Below are 16,259 nucleotides of genomic sequence, written 5' to 3'. Positions count from 1 at the left end.
CCATTTACACCGGCCGGATCAGCCCGGCACAGGCCAAACGTGTGGACGAAATGCAGGCTGTGGCCGACGCGTTGAGTCTGCTGGCCAACATCGTCATGGCGTGGAACACGTCACAAATGCAGGCTGTTCTGGATCGCTGGTCGAACCGCCGCCAGGCCATTCCGCCGGAACTGATCGGAAAAATTGCTCCCACCAGGCTGGAAAGCATCAACCTGCGAGGCGTGTTCCGCTTTCCTGTTGACCGTTATGCCGACCAAATCCTGCCCTCGCGGCAGGGAGCACCGATAACTGGCACCAACGGATGAAACCGATCACGGTTTGACGCCACGAATCCCGGATTTGAAGGTGAACAGGAAAGCCAACAGAATCAACGATCTACCAACACCACCCCCGCGCCAGTGCTGGGTTTGCGTACCGCCAGTTATTGCACTGAAAACAAGGGGACCCCATGTCCCTGTAAAGCTCGAAGGAGTCTGTCGTGGTGCCGTAACGGCGTTCATCGTTGTTCCTTTCAAGCGGTTACGCCCTCATGTGCGGGCTCTGCCGTGACATCCTCTTCTTGCTCGTCCGGGCGATGAGCCAGCCGATACAGAATTGGCAACACGAGCAGCGTCAGTACGGTGGACGACAAGATGCCGCCGATAACCACGGTGGCCAGAGGCCGTTGGACTTCCGCGCCCGTTCCCGTGGCGATGGTCATCGGGATGAAGCCCAGCGACGCCACCAAGGCCGTCATCAACACGGGGCGCAAGCGGGTCAGCGCGCCCTCGCGGATGGCTGCGTCCAGCGGCGTTCCGCCCTCTCGCAGGCTGCGGATGTAGGAAATCATCACCAGGCCATTGAGCACGGCAACGCCCGATAGCGCGATGAAGCCCACGGCGGCCGAGATGGACATGGGAATGTCGCGCAGCCACAGCGCCAGGATGCCGCCGGTCAGTGCGAACGGAATGCCGGTAAAAACCAGCAAGCCATCCTTGACATTGCCGAACATGGCAAACAGCAGCACGAAGACCAGCAGCAGCGACACCGGAACGACGATCTGCAAGCGCTGGGTGGCGGATTGCAGGTTCTCGAAAGTGCCGCCCCAGCTCGTCCAGTAGCCTGTGGGAATCTTGACCTGCGCCAGCGCAGCCTCGGCGTCGGCCACGAAGGAGCCGACGTCGCGGCCACGCACGTTGGCGCTCACCACGATGCGGCGCTTGCCGTTTTCCCGGCTGACCTGGTTGGGGCCGGGTGCCAGCTCGAAGCTCGCCACCTCGGCCAGTTGGATGAAGTTGGTTCGTCCTTCGCCGCCACCTGTGCCGCGTGGCAACGGAATCGGCAGGCGCTTCATGCTTTCAAGGTCGTTGCGCAGGGACTCCGGCAGCCGAACCAGGATGTCAAATCGACGGTCCCCTTCAAACAGCGTACCGGCCTCGCGCCCGCCGATGGCCGTGGCCACTGCATCTTGGATGTCGGCCACGTTCAGCCCGTAGCGCGCGGACTTCTGACGATCAATGTTGACCGTGAGCATCGGCAATCCTGTGGTCTGTTCAACTTTGACCTCAGACGCACCGGGGATCTTCTGCAACATGGACGAGACTTCTTCGGCTGTCTTGTTCAATACGTCCATGTCGTCGCCGAAGATCTTCACCGCCACATCGCTGCGGACCCCTGAAATGAGTTCGTTGAAGCGCAATTGGATAGGCTGCGAGAACTCGTAGTTGTTGCCCGGCACCTTGCCCACGACCTCCTGAATGGCCGCCAGCAATTCGTCGCGCGACTTGCGCGGCTCCGGCCACTCGGACACCGGCTTGAGCATGATGTAGCCGTCGGAAATGTTCGGCGGCATGGGGTCGGACGCGATTTCCGCCGTGCCGGTGCGCGCGAAAACGCGGTCGATCTCGGGGAACTTGGCCTTCAGCGTGGCTTCCAGTTGCTGCTGCATCGCAACCGATTGCGAAAGGCTGGTGCCCGGAATGCGCAGCGCCTGGATGGCGAAATCGCCTTCGTTCAGGCTGGGCACGAACTCGCTGCCCATTCGGGTGGCGATCAGGCCGCACAGCACCACTGCCACGGCGGCTGCCGCCAGCATCACTGCTTTGGCCGCCATCACGCGATCCAGCAGCGGGCCATACCAGCGCTTGGCCTGCACGACCAGGAAGTTTTCCGTCTCGCTGACCCGATGGCCGATGAACAGGGCGACCGCAGCCGGGATGAAAGTCACCGACAGGATCATGGCCCCCACGAGTGCAGCCACCACCGTGAACGCCATCGGGTGGAACATCTTCCCTTCCACCCCCGTCAGGGCGAAGATGGGCAGGTAGACCACCATGATGATGAGTTGCCCGAACAGCAGCGCGCGGCGTGATTCCTTCGATGCCAGGAACACCTCGTGAAAGCGTTCCGCCCGCGTCAACGGCCTGCCGTAGTGCGCCTGTGCATGGGCCAGGCGTCGCACGCAGTTCTCGACGATCACCACCGCTCCGTCGATGATGATGCCGAAGTCCAGCGCCCCGAGGCTCATCAGGTTGGCGCTCACCTTGTAATGCACCATGCCAGTGAAGGTGAACAGCATCGACAAAGGAATCACCGTCGCCGTGATGATGGCCGCGCGGATGTTGCCCAGGAACAGAAACAGGATCACGATCACCAGGATCGCGCCTTCCAGCAGATTCTTCTTCACCGTGGCGATAGCCTTGTCCACCAGCACGGTGCGGTCGTAGACCGTCACCGCATGCACGCCCTCGGGCAAGCTGCGGTTGATCTCCACCATCTTCTTGTCCACGGCCTGCGAAACCGTACGGCTGTTCTGACCGATGAGCATGAACACAGTGCCCAGCACCACCTCGCGACCGTTATCCGTGGCCGCGCCGGTGCGCAGTTCACGCCCCAGCCCCACGTCCGCCACGTCACGCACCCGTATCGGCACGCCGCCCGCACTGCTGAGGATAACGTTGCCAATGTCTTCCAGGGTCTTGACTTGTCCGGGCGCACGGATCAGGTACTGTTCGCCGCGCTTCTCGATATAGCCCGCACCCACGTTGCCGTTATTGCGATCCAGTGCCGTCACGATGTCTTGCAGGGTAACGCCGAGCGAAGCCAGGCGAGCGGGTATAGGTGCGATCTGATACTCCTTGGCATAACCGCCAATCGAGTTGATTTCAGTCACACCGGGCACGTTGCGCAACTGCGGCTTGATGATCCAATCCTGAATCTCGCGCAGGTCTGTTGCCGTGTAGGGCATCCCGTCGGGTTTCTTCGCACCGTCCTTCGCCTCGACCGTCCACAGGTAAATCTCCCCCAGGCCGGTGGAGATCGGCCCCAGCGCAGGCGTGATGCCGACCGGCAATTTATCCCGTGCTTCCTGGATGCGCTCGTTGACCAACTGGCGCGCAAAGTAAATGTCGGTGCCGTCCTTGAAGATCACGGTCACTTGCGAGAGGCCGTAGCGCGAAAGAGAGCGGGTTTGCTCCAGGTTGGGCAGGCCCGCCATCACGGTTTCAATGGGATAAGTCACCCGTTGCTCGGTCTCCAACGGTGAATAGCCCGGCGCCTGGGTATTGATCTGCACTTGGACGTTGGTGATGTCGGGTACGGCGTCGATGGGCAACTTCTGGTAGCTGAACACGCCGACGGCAGCCATACCGATGACTGCCAGCAACACCAACCATCGGTGCTCGATGGCTGCGCGAATGAGTTTTTCAAACATGTGCGTTGCTCCGGCATCAATGGGTGTGTTCGGCAGAGGCTTTGCCAAGCTCTGACTTCACGACAAAACTGCCAGCCGACGCATACGGAGCCCCCGCCTTCAGCCCTTGAACCACCTCGACGCGCTTGCCATCACTACGGCCCAACTGCACGGGCTGGGCAATGAAGCCACCATTCACTTTCAAAAACACGACGGGCTTGTCGCCCACGGTCTGAATGGCATCACCGGCCACCGTCACGGGCACGTCGGCCTCAGATGAGGTCACTTCCACGTTGACAAACAGTCCGGGACGCCAAGCGCCTTGGGGGTTGGACAAGACCACGCGGGCCTTGGCCATGCGGGTTTGTTCGCCAATCAGCGCGCCAACAAAGGTGATGGTGCCTTGCGCGCTGGCATCGAATGCCGTTGCCTTGATGGTGACCTTTTCACCCACTCTGACCAGCGGCAAATCCTTGGCGGGCACGTTGATCTCTGCCCAGACCTGGCCCAGGTCGGACACCGTGAACACGGCGGCGTCTTCCTTGACGGCCTCGCCCAGGCTGAGGTGCTTTTCAATCACCACGCCATCGAAGGGCGCACGCAGCTCGAAGCGGTTCAGCCCGCCCGAGGAACCTGGGGCCAAGCCCACGGCCGACAGCTTCTGCTGCGCGTTGGCCACGGCGACCTGCGCCTCGTTCAGCGCCTGGCCGGCTTGCAGGTAGTCCTGCTCGGCGGAAATCTTCTGTTCCCACAGCCGCTTCTCGCGTTCAAAAGTTGTCTGGGCCAATGCCCGCCGCTTTTGCGCCGTCTGCAACTCGCTGCGCTGCTCGGATGCGGCAGGGCTGGCGATAACGGCGAGCACCTGTCCCTTCTTGACCGTTTGCCCCAAACTGGCCTGCACACTTTCGACAACACCCGCAATGCGCGGAACAACGTGCGAGGTGCGGTCTTCATTCAGCCTAATCTCACCCGGCAATTGCAGGGCAGACTTGATGCTTGCAGCCCCTGCGGTGTCAATGCCGATGGATGCAGCCTTGATTTGCGCATCGCTGAGTTCGACTTTTCCTTCCTCCTGGCTGAAGCTGAACGTGAAAGGCGCGTTGGCCGTCTGAGCCACGATGCTGATCTCGAACGCATGAGGTTCCGGGACAATCTCTCGACTCAACAGGCTGTCCTTGTCGGGCGTGAAGTTGAGCGCCTGCTTCTCCCCAGTCAGGCGTGTAACGGTAGCGCTGACCTTGGCGGCGCTGCTGGCTAGCGCCTTTTCCTTTTCGTAGAGCCAGATTCGCAGGCGTGGTTCGCCGCCGTCCTCAGCGAGTAAGGCTTCCAATCCGAAATCCCCTTCTTTGAACAGCTTGCCGCCATGCGGCCCCTTGCTTGACCCCTCGTGGTGCTCGCCGTCCGCTTGGCCTTTGTCGTCCTCGTGGGAGTCTGCGCCCGTCTTGCCATGATGCTCACCATCACTGTGGGCCTTGGATTCAACGTGGCTGCCGTGACCCTCGCCCTCGGCGCTCTTATCCGTCTTGCCGCCGAGAATGGCGCTGCCCAGTCCTATGCCCACTGCGGCGATCACGGCGATGGCAAACCACTGCTTCTTGCCGACGTTCAGTTTGTTCGTTTCGGGTTTCATGTTCATTCCTTGTTTGCAGGCAGGGTGGTCGTGGATTCGGATGCGCCGATCACGCGATCCATGTCCGCCGCCGCGCGGTGCGCATCGGCGAGCGCCTTGAGGTACTGGGACTTGGCGGCAAAGTAGGTGCGTTGCGCGTCCAGCACTTCCAGGTAGTTGAACTTGCCGTAACCAAAGCCCACGGTGGCCGCGTCATAGGCGCTCTTGGCCCCTGGCAGCACCTCTCGCTGCAATATGTCGATCTCGCCGCGAACCGACGCCAGCCGCTCGCGGGCTTGCAACAGCTCTGTGTTGAGGCGCAGATTCAACGCCTGGAGTTCATCCCTCGCCTTGTCTTCACGCTTCAACGCTTCCAACAGATTGCCCTGATTGCGGTCGAACAAAGGCAGCGGCACGGAAATGCCGAGCATTAACTGATTGCGCGCTAACTCGTTCGGACGCTTCACGCCCAGGCTGACCGTGACATCGGGCGTCTGCTTGCTGCGCTCCACGTCGGCCAGCGACCGACGGCGTTCGATCTCCAACTGCGCCCGGCGCAATGCCGATGAGGCCGACAAGCGCTGCTGGATGTCATCCAGCGAAGGGACGTTGGGAAGATCGTCCACGCTGCCCGCTACCTGGGTGAAACGCGGCGGGTTGGCCCCGAGCAAACTGGCCAGCCGCGCGCGGGCACTGCGTTGTTCGCTCTGCGCCTGTGCCAGTTCAACCCGCACGCCGGCCTCGGCCACCCGAGCCTTGGTTTCTTCGACCGGGGACACCTTGCCCGCCGTCACGCGCTTGGCAACGGCATCCGTCGCTTGCCTGGCCAGGTCAACGCTGTCCTGGGCCAAGGCCGTGCGATCCTGGGCGGCCAGCGCCTCAAAGAAGGCGGCAACCACAGCGGCGCGAATTTCAACGCGCCGCGTGTTCAGTTCTTCAACTGCGACGTCACGCCCTCGCTCTGCCGCGGCAATGCGGGCAGCGCGCTTGCCCCCCAGCTCGATGGGCAGATTGATCTGGACGCTTTGCGTGCGGGTTGGCGTGCGTTGGTCTTCGAGCGAGTACGCCAGCTCGGGATTAGGACGTACTCGTCCCTGAATTACCTGGCCCTCCACCGCCTCGATTTCCCGTTGGGCGACAGTTAGGTCAAGATTCGCCTCCAAAGCCAGCGCGACGGCCTTTTGCAGAGTCAGGGGCGTTGCTGCTTCAATCTGCTCTACGCCGTTGGCGCTCTGCCCAAGAGCTGGTGCCGTCGGCAATAACTGAGCGAAAGCCGTCCCCGTCATGAGCGCAAGGAGCAAGCCTGCCGCAACCGCCCTCGCGTTGTAATTGTGAATATCCTTCAGCATCCGATTCTCCAGTGATTTGAAATACACAAGGGAATCGGCGGGGGGGCGATCCAGATGATCGCCAGCAACGTCATCACATCAGCCGCGCGAAGCCGGCTGGATACCGTAGCGCGCCATGCGCGACGGCAGGGGTGAGGACGAAGGGAAAGGAACGCGCTCCCCGCCGATCAGGCGAGGACACGCCACTGAGGGCGCTCTAAACGTTCAGGTGGAGGCGCAGCAAGGTGCTCCGGGGGATACCCCGTATCCAGGGACGGGCTGACCGGCGACGCCAGCTTGACATCCCCTGACAAGACCGAGAAGCACCCGGCATGACAGGACGCGCAATCAGGATCGCCACCCAGGGTCTTGGCCGGATCAGGGCTGGCATCCTGGCCGTCGGCCGCCTTGTGCTGATGCGCATGGTGGCCGAAGTGCTTGGCCGCAGCTCCGGTTTCATGCTGGCAATAACTGGCCACTGCCGCCCAACTGAATTGAAGCGGCAAGAACACCAGCAAGACGATGGCCAGCCATTTGCGCATAGGGGTAACAGTGTAGCAGCTACATGCTTTACTTTGCCACTCCTCGCTGCTTGGGTTTTCTCAGAGCCCCGTGCGCGTAGCGTGCCTCCTCTCAGGTTCATCCTGCATCAAATCAGAGCCGCTTCGATATTCGGCGAGTTGTGGCCGCTTTGACGACTGAGGCGACACGAGGGGGCGCCACAGCGCAGGGTACGGGCAACTGGAAGCCTTCAATGCTGATGTTGCGCATGAACTGTTCACGCCGTTGGCGACGTTGATGGGGGGCACTGAAGTTGCTTTGCGCAAAGCACGCGATGCCGACACGTTGCGAGATGTGTTGGGCTCGCACCTCGAAGATCTCCAGCGCATGTCGATGATCGTGCAGGACATGCTCTTTCTGTCGCAAGCCGACCGTGGGGCTGAGGCCCGCCGCGAGCATGTCGCCAGTCTGGCCGGCGTTGCGCGCGCGGTGGTGGAATTGCACGAGGCGGCCATTGAAGAGGCCGGGCTGAAGGTTCGTATCGACGGCGATGCCACCGGCTTGGCCGATGTGCGCCTGTTGCAGCGCGCGCTATCCAACCTGATCGGCAACGCAACCCGACACGCGCATCCGCACAGCACCGTTGTCGTGCAAATCGACCGGCTGGACGGCGAGATCGCCCTGCGGGTGGTGAACGAGGGGCAGACGATTTCAGCCGAGCATTTGCCCAATCTGTTCAACCGCTTCTACCGGGCAGATGCGGCGCGGTCGGATGCCGCCCGCAATCATGGACTGGGCTTGGCCATCGTGGCTGCCATCGCCCGCATGCACGGAGGGCGGACGATGGTCGATTCGAGCAACGGCATCACGTCTATCGGGCTCATGGTGCCCACCCCGCGCGCGCAATAGTCAACGGATCGGGCACCACCAACAGACTGGCTCCACTAGCCAATTACTTCTTCCAGCAGGAGAAGCGCCAGAAAGCCGACAAAGAACATCGCCGTCACCCAGGGGCGATCTGGCGTTTCGTGTGCTTCGATCAGCAGTTCTTCGGTCACGAGGTAGAGCAACGCAATCAGACCAAACGCGAAGAAGCCAGTCAGAAGAGGGTTGGGCAACAGCGCCACCGGCGCTCCAAGCAAGGCCCCGATCGGCAGCAAGAGCACGAGCGCGGCCGTGATCCAGACGACCCTGGCACGGGAGCGAACGCTCTCGCCGAGTTCCGTGGCCACTGTCAATCCCAGGAACAGAACCTCGATGGTCAGGGCGATGGTCAGAAGCAAGCCGACCTTTGGGCCAGCCGCAAACCCGATACCAAGCACCAAGCCATCAATCAGGATGTCGATGCCGATCACGGTCAGGAGACCGGCCGGCCCCTTCGCCAACGCTTCCAGATGCTTCACCAGCAGCATGGTGGCGACGCCGATTCCGCCGCCGATCATCGTCGCCCAAGGCGAGGCCCGGTGCATGATGTCGGGCAAGATTTCGCCGGCCGCCGCCGCGAACACGACGCCAGCGGCGAAATGCTGAATCGCGCTGACCAGTGTTGGCCCCGGCCGCACGTTCACCGCGACCGCAGCTCCGATGATGGCGGCCGCTGCCGGGATCAAGGTGTAGATCCAGGCCGAGATCACCATGACTTAAGTTACCGCGTTGCCGCACTGAGCACAGAATTTCGCGCCGATCGGAATGACGCTACTGCACTTCGTGCACGACGCTGGCACCAGCGATGTCCCGCACTGGCCGCAAAAGCGAGCGCCGTTCGGATTGATCGCTTTGCATTGCGGGCAAGTGATGCCGCTGGCCGAAGGCGCCGGATTGCGCCCCCAGTCGTGACTGCTGGGGCCACCGTGGCCATGGCTACTGCCATGCCCGTGGGAGCCGCCATGCCCCCCGCCGTGGCCGCCGCCATGCCCACCAAAAATTCGATCCAGGATTCCCATTTTCAACACTCCATATTCGGTTTTACTGACCCGCCTGCTGCCTGAGCAGCCTCAGCCCGTTGAAGACCACCAGCAAGCTCGCCCCCATGTCGGCGAACACGGCCATCCACATGGAGGCATCGTCGAAGATCGCCAGCAGCAGGAACACTAGCTTGATGCCCAGCGCGAGCGCGATGTTCTGCCATAGCACGGCGTGGGTGCGCCTGGACAGCCGGATCGTTTCGGGCAGGCGGCGTAGGTCGTCGTTCATGACCACCACGTCGGCGGCCTCCATCGCGGTGTGGGTGCCCGCGCCGCCCATAGCGAAGCCGATGTCAGCCTTCGCCAGCGCGGGGGCGTCGTTGATGCCGTCGCCGGTCATCGCCGTGACGCCCATGCGCTGCTGAAGCTCGCCGATGGCCTGCAACTTGTCCTCGGGCAGCAGGTTGCCACGCACCTCGGCGATGCCCGCCTGGGTGCCGACGGTTTGCGCCGTCGCCAGGTTATCGCCCGTCAACATCACCGGCGTCACGCCCAATGCCTTCAGGTCGGCCACGGCCTGCGCGGATGAGGATTTGATGGTGTCGGCTACTGCACAGATGGCCATGACCCGTTCGCTGCTGGCCAACAACGTGACGGTGCGGCCAGCTTGCTCATGCACTGCAAGGCGGGCTTCGAGGTCAGCCGAACACTGCCCGCGCTCTTCAATCCAGCGGTGGTTAGCCAGCACATAGGTATGGCCGTCGATCACCCCCTGCACGCCGCGCCCGGCAACAGCCTGAAACTCATCCACTTCTTGCGTGGCGGACGACACGCCATCTGCGATGGCCTTGGACACTGGATGATCCGACCGCGCTGCGAGGCTCTTGGCCAGCCCCTCCAGGGCTTGTTGGCCGAGTCCTGTGTCCACGGGCTCGAAGGCCACCAGCTTGGGCTTGCCTTCGGTGATGGTGCCGGTCTTGTCCAGCGCCACGGCCTTGATCTTGCGCGCCTCTTCCAGGTACACACCACCTTTGATCAGGATGCCTCGCCGCGCCCCAGCGGCCAAACCGCTGACGACGGTGACGGGCGTGGAAATCACCAAGGCGCAAGGGCAGGCGATGACCAGCAGCACCAGGGCCTTGTAGGCGGCCTGCATCCAGGTCAGCCCCATGAGCCAGGGCGCCAACAACGCAACGGCAACGGCCAGGACGAACACCGCAGGCGTGTAGACGGCGGCAAAGCGATCCACGAAACGCTGCGTGGGCGCACGGGAAGACTGGGCCTGCTCAACGGCGTGGATGATGCGCGCCAGCGTGCTGTCGGACGCGGGGGCCGTGACACGGATTTCCAACGCCGCAGCCTGATTGATGGTGCCGGCGAAGACTTCATCGCCGGGGCTCTTGTCCACCGGCAAGCTTTCGCCGGTCACGGGGGACTGGTCAATAGCGCTCTGACCTAGGCTCACGATGCCATCCAGCGGAACGCGCTCGCCAGGGCGAATACGCACGGTCATGCCCACAGTGACTTCCTTGACTCCCATGCGCACCCAATTGCCATCGTCTTGACGCACTTCAGCTTGCTCCGGCGCGAGCGCCAGCAGGCTCTTGATGGCGCCGCGCGCCCGATCCACGGCGCGGGCCTCGATGGCTTCCGCAATCGCATATAGGGCCATCACCATCGCCGCTTCGGGCCACTGGCCGATCAGGAAAGCGCCGGTCACGGCCACGGTCATCAGGGCATTGATGTTCAAGCGGCCCTGCCGCAGTGCAGCCAGCCCCTTGCCGTAAACCGAGAAACCCGACAGCGCGATGGCCGCCGCGGCCAGCGCCATTCCCAGCGCCTTGACAGGTACGCTGTCTGGAAAGGCGAATGCCAAGCCCTCGGCCGCCACAGCCAACCCCAGGGCGCCCAGCGACTTGCCCCATGTCGTCCAGAAGCCCGTTGGCGAGGCAACCGCAGCAGCCGACGAGCCTGTGTCGCCAAGAGGTTCCGGCTTGAAGCCTGCCTTGCGGATTGCGTCTAGCGCCTGCTGCAAGACAGGATCATCGGCGGCAATGGCCAACTCGCGTTCGCCCAGATTGAATTGCAGGCTACGAATTCCCGCCATGCCGTCCAACGCCCGGCGGATTTCCGACTCCTCCGAGGCACAGTCCATATTCGCAATGCGGAAGCGCTGGACATTCTTCGCGCCGAGGGGTTCTGGCTTGAAACCCGCTTTGCGGATCGCTTCTAGGGCCTCGGGCAGCGCGTGGTCATCGGCGGCAATGGCAAGCTCTCGATCCCCCAGGTTGAATCGCAGGCTGCGAATCCCCGCCATGCCTTCCAGCGCCCGGCGGATTTCCGACTCCTCTGAGGCACAGTCCATGTTTTCTATGCGAAAGCGTTGCGGCCCAATAGTCGTTGCATCAGACGCTGTTGGCTCGGGCGCCACAGGCACTGTTGCACAGCCACTCCCGCAGCAGGCAGCGTCGGCGTGTTGGCGTTGGTGGGCAGAGTTCATGAAATTCTCCTTTTCAGTCAGATTGGAAACCCTGTACCCACTACAGAGTCAAGCGCCTACAATGAGCCTTGGAGAAAAACCCGCGACCGCTGAAGATGAACTCATGAAAATCGGCGAACTGGCTAAGGCCGCACATACCCAGGTAGAGACGATCCGGTACTACGAGCGTGAAGGCTTGCTACCCGAAACGGCCCGTACGGATGGCAACTACCGCATGTAGGCAGAAGAACACGTTGACCGGCTGTCCTTCATCCGGCACTGCCGGGGGTTGGACATGACGCTGGATGAAATCCGGGTTCTGTTGCGCTTCAAGGATGCACCGCACGAGAACTGCGCCCAGGTGAACGACCTGCTCGACGAGCACATCGACCATGTGGCTACCCGCATCAAGGAATTGAAAGCGTTGGAACGACAGCTCAAGACCTTGCGGGAACGCTGCCGTGAATCCCAGCAGGCCAGCCAGTGCGGCATCTTGACCGAGCTGTCCTCAGCATCGCGCCATCTGCACGAACCGGCGACGCGCAGGGGCCATGTTCATGGGGCACATAGCCTCAAGTGACTAGCCCAAAGAAACCCCAAGCCGACGCCCGATTTCCCATGAGGTCGTTCCGCCACGCACTGTCGCCGCAAGCGGCTGCCCCAACCGCTGCTCGATCACTGGCCTCCACGGTACCAGGCTGAAGCCCATGCCGTCGTCCAGCATCGCATACCGACCGCTGGCGAGCATGAGGCTGCGGCGGTAGATGCCGGCCACGCGCTGGCCGTCGGCCACCGGGCGGTGCTCCAGGCCGGTTTCGGCGGCGATGTCCTTGGCGGCCTGCGCCAGCTCGCGGCTGCGCAGCGTGCCCAGCAGGTTTCGGGCGAGGATCACGCGCTGCCCGCGCCGCTCGGCCAGTCCCTGTTCGGCCAGGAAGTCGGCGCGCTGCTGCATCGCCTGCTTGGCCTCGCCGCCAAAGCCGAGGTCGCCCAGGCCCGAGCCGCCGCCGATCAGTTGCTGGTCGAGCCAGGTAGCCCCGATGACGCGGGCCTGCCGCTCGATGGGCAGGTGCGATTTCAGTTCCACGGCCACGCCGCCCAGGCGCTGCGCGTCGTACTGATGGCCACGCTCGGGCAGATCGTCCGGCACCTTCCATAGCCCTTCGGCCACGCGCTCCACGATGCCGGCGCGGCGCAGGGCTTCGAGTCGGCGGATGTGGGCCGCGACGACTTCCTGCGGATCACGGCCCGGCACGGCCTGACCCTGCGCGACGGCCAGGTGATGGTCGGTGCGGTATAGGCCGCCGCTCGCCAGTGCGGTGATGTTCTTGTCGGCTGCGCGCACGTCGGCCGATCCCTTCACCTCCACTACGGCGCCGGCCGGATAGTTCGCCAGTTCATCGTGTGCGTTGAGCGCGACGTAGTGGGCCTTGCCGTCCACGCCGTCGATGACCAGATAGCCCCGGTCGCGCAGCTCGTCGGCCAGCCCCTTCGCTGCCACGCGGCCGAGAATGGTTCGGCCACCTCCATCAGCATCTTGGCCCGGCTCGAACACCGCCAGCTCGCGCGGCTCGCCGCGCATGGCCCGCTGCATGGTGCGGATGATGTCGCCACGCTCGCCCAGGGCGCGCAGGGTCTTTTCGGCATCGGCATGGACAGCCCAGGTGCCCGGCTGCATCTCGTCAGCCAGGCCCAGGAGCTGCAAGCGTTGCAGGCGGCCGATCAGCAGCAAGCGCTGGCGTTGCAGTCGGGGTTCATTGAGCCGTTCGACATGCACCAGGCCATCATCGCCGGCCTCGCGCTTCAAGGTGCGATCCAGGCTCGTCCACCGCTCCTGATCCACCTCGCGTCGCAAGGTCTGCTGGATCTCCAGTTCGGTGCGCGGCCCCAGCCGTTCGGTCGCCAGTTCGGCGGCACGATGGCGGAACCCGTCGGCGATGTAGTCGCCCGCGATGATGAGGTCTTTGCCGGTGTCGTCGCGCCCGCGCACGACGATGTGCGTATGCGGGTTGTCGGTGTTCCAGTGGTTGACGGCTACCCAATCGAGGCCCGTGCCCAGGTCGGCTTCCATGCGGCCCATCAGGTGCCGCGTGTAGGTGCGCAGGTCTTCCAGCTCCGCGCCGTCCTCCGGCGAGAGGATGAAGCGGAAATGGTGCCGATCGTCGGCGCAGCGTTCCTTGAAGGCGTCGAGGTCGGCGGCATCGGTCAGCGGCCCGTAGGCTTGGCCCGGCTCGCCATCGCGGCCCACGCCGTCGCGCTCGATGTAGCGCAGGTGCTTGGCGAGTGATTGCGGGCTGGCCCGTTGCTGGTTGACCAGCAACGTCTTGATGGTCACGCGCCGCGACATAGGCGTGAGCTTCGCGCCTGCGAAGCGTGCCGCCGTATGCCCGCGCCCTAGTCGAGAGCCGGGCCGCTGGCCAGCGCGTGCGCTGCTGCCGCCGGCTGCGGGACGGCGCATCGACGACTTGCCACTGCTGGCCTTGCCTGCCTGCTTGAGCACCCTGGAGACGAAGCCCTGGCCCCGGTTCTTCGGGGCACTGGGTCGGATGCGGAAATCGTCATCGCGGCGGTCGGTCATGGCTGCGCTCCCTGCAAGCTCTGGCGTGTCCGGGCGTGCGAAGCACGCGGGCACGCCTGCATCGGCGCGGGCCTCGCGCCCCACGCGGCACGGCGGCGAAGCCGCTCCGTGCCGCGCCACCCCCACGTGCAGACAGGCTTTCGACGCGGCCCCGTGCCGCGTCCTTTTGTCTTGCCTTCCGCCTTTGCCCCTCGCTGGCGCTCAGGGCAGCGGCGGCCCGGCGGCGCTGCTGCGCGAGCAGCCTGCGCGCCGGCGAACGCAGACACGGCCGCAGGCCGGGCGCGTTCGAGGCAAGACGCCTGCACGTTGGACTGCCGCACCGGAGGCAGCGCGAAGTGCGGTGCGAATGCACCCGCACTGCACGCGCGACGACACGGGGACGAACAGCAGAACGACACGCCCGATGGCACGATGATGCGCAGCGAATCGGCGGCGATCATGGGCGTGACTCCAGCCAGACCGGACGTGCAACGCCGATCACGGCGGCGGCGCTGACCGGCCCGAAATACCGGCTGTCGAATGACGCCGGGTTAGTCGCACTGAGCAAAAACAGCTCGCCAGGCCGAAGGCGGCGGCACTGCGGCCAGGATGGCAGCGGCCGGCCCCAGCGATCGGCAGACAGCACGGCGGCCGAAGGCACGCCGTCGATGCGGACTTTGCCGTCAGCGATGCACACCTCCTGCGGCGCGACCGCGCCCACGCGCTTGAGCAACGGGATGCGCGTCGGTAGGTAGCCGCGCTGCGCAGCGAGCGCGGCGGCCTCTGCGGGCAGCGGCACCAGCACGATGCTGCCCACGGACAACGGACGTGGCAGCGAGCTGGTGCGATGGTCAAGTGGATCGACGCGATACCAACCGACCGCCACGCTGTCGGACGGGTTGTAGGTCAGGCGCGGCAGTGGATGCACGAAAGACGCCCAGGCCAGCGCAGCGAGGCCGCAGGCGGACAGGCCCGCCAGCACGAGGCGAGCGCGCAGGCGCGAGCGAGAACGCGGCGTTGTGCCGGCGGTGGAAACAGCGGTCATGGCAGCGCCCTCCCGACCAGCCAGGCGGCGTGCCGCTCGGCGCTGTATTCGGGCAACGGCAAGCGCGCAGCGAGCCGGTTGCCCAGCGTGCGCCAGTACGCGGGCGAGGCGGTAGCGGGCGCGATGCCCAGCGCCTCGATAGCGGCGATGCGTTCCAGCACGGCGCGCACCTGGTTGTCGCCCTCGACGTGCAGCAGCAGGCGTGCACTCGGCTGAACGCCGGGGATGCGCTGCGCCGCATCGAGCGGCGTGCAAGCCTGCATCACCATGAGCTGCCAGCGGATCGTGCCGTAGTCGTTGGCCTGCCAGCGAATGCGGCAGAACATGGCGCCCGGCAGGAACACGGCGCAGCGCCGCCAGCGGTCGAGCTGGTGCGTGCGCGCAGGTTCGCCGAAGCGCAGGTAGAGCTTGAAGCGCGGTTCGATGTAGGCCAGCGCCACGCGCGTCAGCGGCGCGCTGGCAGGCTGGCCGGAAGGTGCTGCGAGCGCAGCCGTGGCCGCGAAGGCAACAGGCGCGGGGGCAGACGAAGCGGATGCAGTCATGGCGTGTTCTCCCTGCGGTGTTCTGGAAACTCCCGCTCCAGCAGGCCGCGCAGCAGGTCGGCCACGGTCACGCCCTGCGTGAAGGCCGACACCTTGATGCGCGCCCGCATGGCGGGCGTGATGTCGAGCGTGAGGCGGGCCGTATAGAGGTCGCCCTTGCCCAGCGCATCGGCGTCGCCGGGGTCCCCTTGTTTTCAGTGCAATAACTGGCGGTACGCAAACCCAGCACTGGCGCGGGGGTGGTGTTGGTAGATCGTTGATTCTGTTGGCTTTCCTGTTCACCTTCAAATCCGGGATTCGTGGCGTCAAACCGTGATCGGTTTCATCCGTTGGTGCCAGTTATCGGTGCTCCCTGCCGCGAGGGCAGGATTTGGTCGGCATAACGGTCAACAGGAAAGCGGAACACGCCTCGCAGGTTGATGCTTTCCAGCCTGGTGGGAGCAATTTTTCCGATCAGTTCCGGCGGAATGGCCTGGCGGCGGTTCGACCAGCGATCCAGAACAGCCTGCATTTGTGACGTGTTCCACGCCATGACGATGTTGGCCAGCAGACTCAACGCGTCGGCCACAGCCTGCATTTCGTCCACACGTTTGGCCTGTGCCGGGCTGATCCGGCCGGTGTAAATGG

General features: G+C 64.1%; 13 protein-coding genes and 2 pseudogenes. 3 read left to right on the top strand and 12 right to left on the bottom strand.

The annotated features are described in order from the left end of the window. Positions 1-305 (top strand): Tn3 family transposase (locus tag L880_RS0124745; RefSeq protein WP_027477927.1); only part of this gene is annotated, 305 nt, incomplete at its 5' end. A 206-nt stretch (positions 306-511) separates the two neighbouring features. On the opposite strand, the gene L880_RS0124740 is transcribed toward L880_RS0124745, so the two are convergent. The 4 genes from L880_RS0124740 to L880_RS35240 all read right to left on the bottom strand — a co-directional run bounded on the left by L880_RS0124740 (position 512) and on the right by L880_RS35240 (position 7,149). Beyond that, positions 512-3,691: a CusA/CzcA family heavy metal efflux RND transporter gene (locus tag L880_RS0124740; RefSeq protein ID WP_027477926.1), complete on the bottom strand. Its 3,180-nt coding sequence runs from the start codon at positions 3,689-3,691 to the stop codon at positions 512-514. Between the two features lie 16 nt (positions 3,692-3,707). Then, positions 3,708-5,300: an efflux RND transporter periplasmic adaptor subunit gene (locus L880_RS0124735; RefSeq protein WP_027477925.1), complete on the bottom strand. Its 1,593-nt coding sequence runs from the start codon at positions 5,298-5,300 to the stop codon at positions 3,708-3,710. Positions 5,301-5,302: 2 nt separating this feature from the next. Beyond that, positions 5,303-6,628, bottom strand: a complete 1,326-nt coding sequence (locus L880_RS0124730; protein WP_024537625.1) for a TolC family protein — start codon at positions 6,626-6,628, stop codon at positions 5,303-5,305. Positions 6,629-6,795: 167 nt separating this feature from the next. Further along, complete coding sequence (locus tag L880_RS35240; RefSeq protein WP_083840419.1) at positions 6,796-7,149, bottom strand: hypothetical protein; 354 nt, start codon at positions 7,147-7,149, stop codon at positions 6,796-6,798. 175 nt (positions 7,150-7,324) lie between these two features. Between L880_RS35240 and L880_RS33535 the strand changes: the two are divergent. Continuing rightward, positions 7,325-8,017 (top strand): annotated as a pseudogene (locus tag L880_RS33535) (ATP-binding protein); the annotation flags it as partial. Positions 8,018-8,052: 35 nt separating this feature from the next. Here the strand turns inward: L880_RS33535 and L880_RS0124720 are convergent. From L880_RS0124720 to L880_RS0124715, 3 genes are read right to left on the bottom strand one after another with little or no spacing between them, the layout of a single operon-like run. Then, positions 8,053-8,745: a ZIP family metal transporter gene (locus tag L880_RS0124720; protein WP_009523279.1), complete on the bottom strand. Its 693-nt coding sequence runs from the start codon at positions 8,743-8,745 to the stop codon at positions 8,053-8,055. Between the two features lie 3 nt (positions 8,746-8,748). Continuing rightward, the gene (locus tag L880_RS35235) at positions 8,749-9,051 is read right to left on the bottom strand and encodes a double zinc ribbon domain-containing protein (protein WP_082136747.1); all 303 of its coding nucleotides are present in this window, start codon (positions 9,049-9,051) and stop codon (positions 8,749-8,751) included. Between the two features lie 22 nt (positions 9,052-9,073). After that, positions 9,074-11,512 (bottom strand): heavy metal translocating P-type ATPase, encoded by a 2,439-nt coding sequence (locus L880_RS0124715; RefSeq protein ID WP_027477924.1) that lies wholly within the window; start codon positions 11,510-11,512, stop codon positions 9,074-9,076. 103 nt (positions 11,513-11,615) lie between these two features. On the opposite strand from L880_RS0124715, the pseudogene cadR reads away from it, so the two are divergent. Then, positions 11,616-12,071: pseudogene (gene cadR, locus L880_RS33530) on the top strand (Cd(II)/Pb(II)-responsive transcriptional regulator). Here the strand turns inward: cadR and L880_RS0124705 are convergent. The 5 genes from L880_RS0124705 to L880_RS33520 all read right to left on the bottom strand — a co-directional run. Continuing rightward, entirely contained in the window at positions 12,072-14,066 is a 1,995-nt protein-coding gene (locus L880_RS0124705) for a relaxase/mobilization nuclease domain-containing protein (protein ID WP_024537629.1), read from the bottom strand. It abuts the pseudogene before it with no gap. Positions 14,067-14,502: 436 nt separating this feature from the next. After that, positions 14,503-15,090, bottom strand: a complete 588-nt coding sequence (locus tag L880_RS0124700) for a S26 family signal peptidase (protein ID WP_027477923.1) — start codon at positions 15,088-15,090, stop codon at positions 14,503-14,505. Beyond that, positions 15,087-15,632 carry a DUF2840 domain-containing protein gene (locus L880_RS0124695; protein ID WP_027477922.1) on the bottom strand — a complete coding sequence of 182 codons (546 nt, stop codon included), beginning with the start codon at positions 15,630-15,632 and terminating at the stop codon, positions 15,087-15,089. The genes L880_RS0124700 and L880_RS0124695 overlap by 4 nt, the downstream gene beginning before the upstream one ends. Next, a complete protein-coding gene (locus L880_RS33525) occupies positions 15,629-15,796 on the bottom strand; it encodes a chromosome partitioning protein ParB (RefSeq protein WP_425389211.1) in 168 nt (55 codons plus the stop codon). Before L880_RS33525 ends, L880_RS0124695 begins: the two co-directional genes overlap by 4 nt. Positions 15,797-15,954: 158 nt before the next feature. After that, on the bottom strand, positions 15,955-16,259 hold a 305-nt coding region (locus L880_RS33520; protein ID WP_027477927.1), incomplete at its 5' end, for a Tn3 family transposase.

This window comes from Curvibacter gracilis ATCC BAA-807, assembly GCF_000518645.1.
Classification (GTDB): domain Bacteria; phylum Pseudomonadota; class Gammaproteobacteria; order Burkholderiales; family Burkholderiaceae_C; genus Curvibacter; species Curvibacter gracilis.
Note: the sequence above shows the minus strand (reverse complement) of the source record. Positions and strands in the feature narration are given on the sequence as shown.